Origin of the sequence: Arthrobacter sp. Cr_A7 (assembly GCF_029222765.1) — a bacterium.
GTDB lineage: Bacteria > Actinomycetota > Actinomycetes > Actinomycetales > Micrococcaceae > Arthrobacter.
In genome coordinates this window covers 1-547 of sequence record NZ_JARHXQ010000331.1, presented here as the reverse complement: position 1 = coordinate 547, position 547 = coordinate 1, and the positions used below count along the sequence as shown (strand labels likewise).

At 57.2% G+C, this 547-nt stretch carries 1 protein-coding gene; it reads left to right on the top strand.

Going from position 1 to position 547, the window contains the following annotated elements; all coding sequences use genetic code 11:
* Nucleotides 1-324: 324 nt before the first annotated feature.
* A partial coding sequence (locus tag P2Q66_RS20065; RefSeq protein WP_275730973.1) for a hypothetical protein occupies nt 325-547 on the top strand: 223 nt, incomplete at its 3' end.

Genomic DNA, 547 nt, shown 5'->3' with positions numbered 1-547 from the left:
GGTGCCGTAGCCGGCACCGAACGCGCGGTCAGCGCCCTCACGCTTGTTCTTCCACGAACCGTCTTCGTAGTACGTCTCAATGTCGCCCTGAGCCACTGCACACTCCCTCTGCCGTTCGGATCTGACACCCGCTGCATAGTGCGGTAGCGAAAAGCCCCGCAGCACGAGCAGTGGCGGGGCCTCCCTGGCAACCACTCCGCATGATGGGGGATATGCGGAGAAGCTGACACCCAAACTAATAGCAAGCATGCTTACTTTTCAAATCGGCACGCCGCTTGCCGCCGTAGACTGTGCCCGGAACGCAGGAATTCATTGGGGGAGAGCATGACGCAGACGATAGACGCTGACCAAAAAGAACTAACCGCAGCTTGGGACAAGCGATGCTGGAAGGTGCAGCTCAAGTATGTGGCGGTGTTGCTCCCAACAACGTTCCTGTTATTCCTCCCCTTTTCCGTCGCACTTTTTTACTTCATAGACATCGTGAGTCCTTTGATGTCCGGCGAGCTGGTATATGGCCTGCCCGGGTACTACGAGTACCAGGAAGCGA